Origin of the sequence: Candidatus Frankia nodulisporulans (assembly GCF_902806475.1) — a bacterium.
Classification (GTDB): domain Bacteria; phylum Actinomycetota; class Actinomycetes; order Frankiales; family Frankiaceae; genus Frankia; species Frankia umida.
This window is the reverse complement of the sequence record NZ_CADCWS010000311.1, coordinates 1-4,336: the sequence shown is the minus strand read 5'-3', so window position 1 is coordinate 4,336 and position 4,336 is coordinate 1. Positions and strand designations below refer to the sequence as shown.

Below are 4,336 nucleotides of genomic sequence, written 5' to 3'. Positions count from 1 at the left end.
GTGGTACCCGAGGATCCGCTCCCCCGATCGGGCGCCCCGGTTGGAAGGATGCCGCGGGCGGCGGCGGACCGGCCGGGCGAAACGCCTCCGCGGGCGGCGGTGGCCCGACCGGCGCACCCCGGCGCGGCCGTCCCGCACCAGCACCGTCGGCACGCGGACCGCCAGCACCCGCGGCGCCGGCGCCCGGACCGCGCGGGTCACGCGGGTCGCCGAGCTGGGTGGCGTCCTCGTCCGCCGGCGCCACATGGGTGACCTCCGACTCAGGCCAGCCACCATCGCCGTCGCGCCCGTCGCCACCGCGTCCGTCGTTCACCGCACCATCTCCCGCCGTACCCGTCGGACGCCGCCTGCCACCGGACCGCACTCGCGCCGTATCGTCCCGTCGCCGGATAGTCGCATGTTTCGCACGCCGTGCGGCGGTTCGGGTGCGATCGCCGCCGGGGCGGACATGTCGGATCGGCGACGCCGCGTCCGGGCGTCCGCCGGTCGATTCGCCCTGACCTCGGCTCACACCAGCTCACACCTCCAGAGGGAGCTGTGCCACCGGGGTGTCCCTTCTGGCCGGTGCGAGCCGGAAGATGTCGCCGCGCGGTGCCGCGTACGCCTGCCAGAAGTGCTCGGCGACGTCACGCGGCCGCAACGGACCGTCGGGGGCGATCCGACCGTCGAGCAGGACGGTGCGCAGCCGCACACCCCGCGCCGCGAGCACCGGGCGCAGCGCCTCGGCCAGCGCCGTGAGCCCGGACTTCCCGACGGCGAGGGTGAACCGCCCGGCCACCGGCGCTGTCCGCGGGCTGGTGGAGGTCAGCACGATGGTGGCGCCCGGACGCTGCGTGAGCGGACCGACACCGGCCTGGATCGCGGCGAGCGCCCCGGTCACGTTGACCGCGAAGGTCTCCGTGAGCGTCGCCGGAGCCACGGTGAGCGCGGCCCCCCTGATACTGATCTTGGCGTTGTACACCAGGGCTGTCAGCCCGCCGATCTCGGTGGCGACCCGTTCGATCGCTCTGGTCAGCCCCGCCGCGTCGGTCACGTCCGCCACCAGACCCGAGACGGTGAGTTCCTGCGCGGCCAGTTCGCCGCGGATCCGCCCCAGCGTCTCCGCGGACCGGGTCACGACCCCGAGCGCGAAGCCCTCCTCGCCGAACCGGCGCAGCAGCTCGACCCCGAAACTGGCCCCCGGCCCGACCACGACGAGCCCACGGCTGGTCGCCTCGCCCCCGTCCGGCGCCGCCACGGCCGCCACGGCCGGGACGGCAGCCTTGGCCGTCGCGTCGTTGGCCGCCCCCGCGTTGGCCCCGGCGTTGGCGTCGGTCGTGGCGCCCGCTTCGACCTGTGTCGTGGCGCGCGCCCGGGTGCTGCTCATACCCCTTATCCTCGCCGAGTCCACGGCCGGACATGTCGGGGATGGCCGGATCGGCGCGTCGTCGCCGCCCACGGTGGGCCACCCGGCGGGATCGCGCTTCCCAGCTCGCCGAGGACCCCGCCGGTCAGCCGAGGGGGCGCCGACGTTCACGTTCACGTTCGGCCTCGGCGGCGACCCGCAGCGGCGTACAACGGACGAACGCCCAGGCCAACGGGGGCAGGACGATGAACGCCGGAATGGTCATGAGCAGCATCGCGACGATCACGGCACCGAGGGTCTGCATCTGATGGATGTACCCCGGCTCACACCCGACCCCACCACCGGACGTGACCGACCTGAGCCGCTCGGCCTCGATGGCCGCGGGGCGTCCGGTCGAGAGGCGTCCGGTCTGGGCACTGGTCAGGGGACGAGGACGCCGGGGTTGAGGATGCCGGCGGGGTCGAGGGTGCGTTTCACCGAGCGCAGGACGTCGAGGCCCAGACCGCCGATCTCGGCGCCGAGCCAGGGCTGGTGTTCGGTACCGACGGCGTGATGGTGGGTGATCGTGCCGCCGGCGGCCACGATCGCCTCCCCGGCCGCGGCCTTGGCGGTCCGCCAGGTGGCGACCGGATCGTCGCCCTGGGCGCTCACGACGGTGAAGTACAGGGACGCACCCGTGGCGTACAGGTGGGACACATGGCACATGACCACCGGGGCCAGGCCCGCACGGCCAAGGGTGTCGGTCAGGGCCTGTCGCACGCCCGTGTAGAGCGCCGGCAGGGACGACCAGAAGCCGGCGGTCTCCAGGGTCTCGGCGAACACACCGAGGTCGAGCAGGGCGTCGCGCAGGTAGGGGGCGCGGAAGCGGCCGCGCTCCCAGTCGAGTCCGGCGTCCGGGCCGAGGGCGGTCGCACCGCCGGCCCGCAGGATCTCCGCGACCCGCGCCGCCCGCTCGGCCACCGCCGCCCCGGAACCCTCGAACCCCGTGATCAGCCGACATCCGCCGGCACCGGCACCGGCCTCCGAGGTGTCGTTGTCATCCGTGGCGGTCGGGCCGGCGAGGTTGGCGAGGGTCTCGGTCTCGTCGGCCAGGCGGCAGACGGTGGGACGCAGGTCGCGGGCGGCCAGATCGCGCAGCAGGCGCGTCCCGGTGGCGAAGTCGGGTACCCGCCAGCCCTCGTGGACGCGGTGGGCGGGCAGGGGGTGTACCCGCACGGTCACCCGGGTGATCACACCGAAGGCCCCCTCGGAGCCCAGGACCAGTGCCCGCAGGTCGGGGCCGGCGGCCGAGGCGGGCGCCCGGCCGAGCTCCCAGCCACCGGCGGGAGTGGCCACCCGCAGGCCGACGACCAGCTCGTCGAACCGGCCGTAGCCGCCGGAGGCCTGACCGCTGGACCGGGTCGCGGCGAAACCGCCGATCGTGGCGTACTCCCAGGACTGCGGCACGTGACCGAGGGTGAGACCGTGCGGTGCGAGCAGCTCCTCGACGCGCGGGCCGCGCAGACCGGCGTCGAGTTCGACGGTGCCGGACTCCCGGTCGATGCGGCCGAGCCGGTCGAGTCGACGCAGGTCCAGCGCGATGACCGGACGCCCCTGTGCCGCCGGTGGGGCGAGCCCGCCGACCACGGACGTCCCCCCGCCGTAGGGCACGACGACGATCCGCTCACGGGTGGCGACCCGTAGCAACTCCAGCACCTCGTCGTGGTCGGCGGGCAGCACCACCGCGTCGGGTGCGGCGCTGGCGTCCCCGGAGCGCAGCAGCAACAGGTCGGTGGTGGAACGCCCCCGACAGTGCCGCACGCGCACCTCGGCCTCGAGGCGGACGTGGCCCTCGCCGACGATCGCCACGAGCGCGTGGCGGGCCGTCGCCGACAGCCGGACCGGGGGCAGCCGCACATCCGCCAGCGCCACCGGCCGGGACGGGCGCACCGGGATGCCCAGCTGGGTCAGCACGTCGGCGACACCCGCCGGCAGCGGCTGGTGCGCGAAGGCCGGCCCCCAGCCCCACCAGACCGGCTCCGCGGACGTGGCACCGGCGGCCCCGTCGTGACCGTGGGGACCCGCGGCCTCGCGAGCCGCGTCCGGGCGGATCTCGGCGCTGGTCATCTTCACCTCGGTTCGGGGTCGTCCGACTCGGTAGACTGCGACCGTGACAGTGTGACAAAAGGTGTCACAGTGTCACAGCGCTCGATCTCACCATGACACATCCGACCGGCCGCAGCACGGCCACCGGGAGCACAGCGATGAGCATCGGCACAGACGCACCACACGTGAAGTCGCCGGGCACTGTCGGACCGGAAGGCACGGTCGAGCCGGAAGGCACGGTCGGACCCGAAGGCACGGTGCGCGATGCCGCGGTGCTCGACGCGGCGAAGGCGTCACTGCTGGCCGTGGGCGTGCGGCGGACCACGCTGACCGAGGTCGCCCGGCGGGCCGGAACGAGCCGGATGACGCTCTACCGGCGCTGGCCCGACCTGCGCGCCCTCGTCGGGGAGGTGATGACCCGGGAGTGGGGCTCGATCGTCACCGCCGCGGCCCGTCTCGCCGAACGCGATCCGCGCGGCGGCGAGCTGGACGGCATCGTCGACGAGATCGTCGCGACCGTCGAGGCGTTCCGGGTGAACCCGGTCTACCGCCGCATCCTGGAGACGGACGCGGAGATGCTGCTGCCCTACCTGACCGAACGCCGTGGCGCCACCCAGCAGATGATCGTCGACCTGCTCGCCGGGCAGCTCGGCGCCGCGGCCCGCGCCGGCACGGTGCGCGCCGGCGATCCCGAGGCGCTGGCCGTGATGGTGCTGCTGGTCGTGCAGTCCTATGTGCTGTCCGCGGACGCGCTGGGTGGACGTGTCCCGACCAGGACGCGCGACGGTGAGCTGCGCCGACTCCTGCACACCTACCCCACCACGGATCACGACCCGACCGGCGGCAGGGGGCTCGATCCGGAGTCCGACCCGGCCGGCGAGCCGGGCCCGGGCCGGCTGTTCGAGA

The 4,336-nt window shown here is 74.6% G+C and carries 4 protein-coding genes and 1 pseudogene; 1 reads left to right on the top strand and 4 read right to left on the bottom strand.

The window, feature by feature from the left end:
- From G6R24_RS22860 to G6R24_RS18705, 4 genes and pseudogenes are all read right to left on the bottom strand, one after another.
- Positions 1-313, bottom strand: a pseudogene (locus tag G6R24_RS22860) (hypothetical protein); the annotation flags it as partial.
- A gap of 204 nt (positions 314-517) precedes the next feature.
- Entirely contained in the window at positions 518-1,366 is an 849-nt protein-coding gene (locus G6R24_RS18710) for an SDR family NAD(P)-dependent oxidoreductase (RefSeq protein ID WP_163550497.1), read from the bottom strand.
- A gap of 124 nt (positions 1,367-1,490) precedes the next feature.
- Positions 1,491-1,649, bottom strand: coding sequence for a hypothetical protein (locus G6R24_RS21725; protein WP_175084450.1), 159 nt, complete (start codon positions 1,647-1,649; stop codon positions 1,491-1,493).
- A gap of 116 nt (positions 1,650-1,765) precedes the next feature.
- Positions 1,766-3,451, bottom strand: coding sequence for an FAD-binding oxidoreductase (locus G6R24_RS18705; protein WP_163550496.1), 1,686 nt, complete (start codon positions 3,449-3,451; stop codon positions 1,766-1,768).
- 137 nt (positions 3,452-3,588) lie between these two features.
- On the opposite strand from G6R24_RS18705, the gene G6R24_RS18700 reads away from it, so the two are divergent.
- A partial coding sequence (locus G6R24_RS18700) for a TetR/AcrR family transcriptional regulator (protein WP_163550495.1) occupies positions 3,589-4,336 on the top strand: 748 nt, incomplete at its 3' end.

Excerpts from the sequence above, each read along its gene's own strand:
- G6R24_RS18710 (WP_163550497.1), bottom strand. The coding sequence starts at position 1,366 with ATGAGCAGCACCCGGGCGCGCGCCACGACACAGGTCGAAGCGGGCGCC.
- G6R24_RS18705 (WP_163550496.1), bottom strand. The coding sequence starts at position 3,451 with ATGACCAGCGCCGAGATCCGCCCGGACGCGGCTCGCGAGGCCGCGGGT.
- G6R24_RS21725 (WP_175084450.1), bottom strand. The coding sequence starts at position 1,649 with ATGCAGACCCTCGGTGCCGTGATCGTCGCGATGCTGCTCATGACCATT.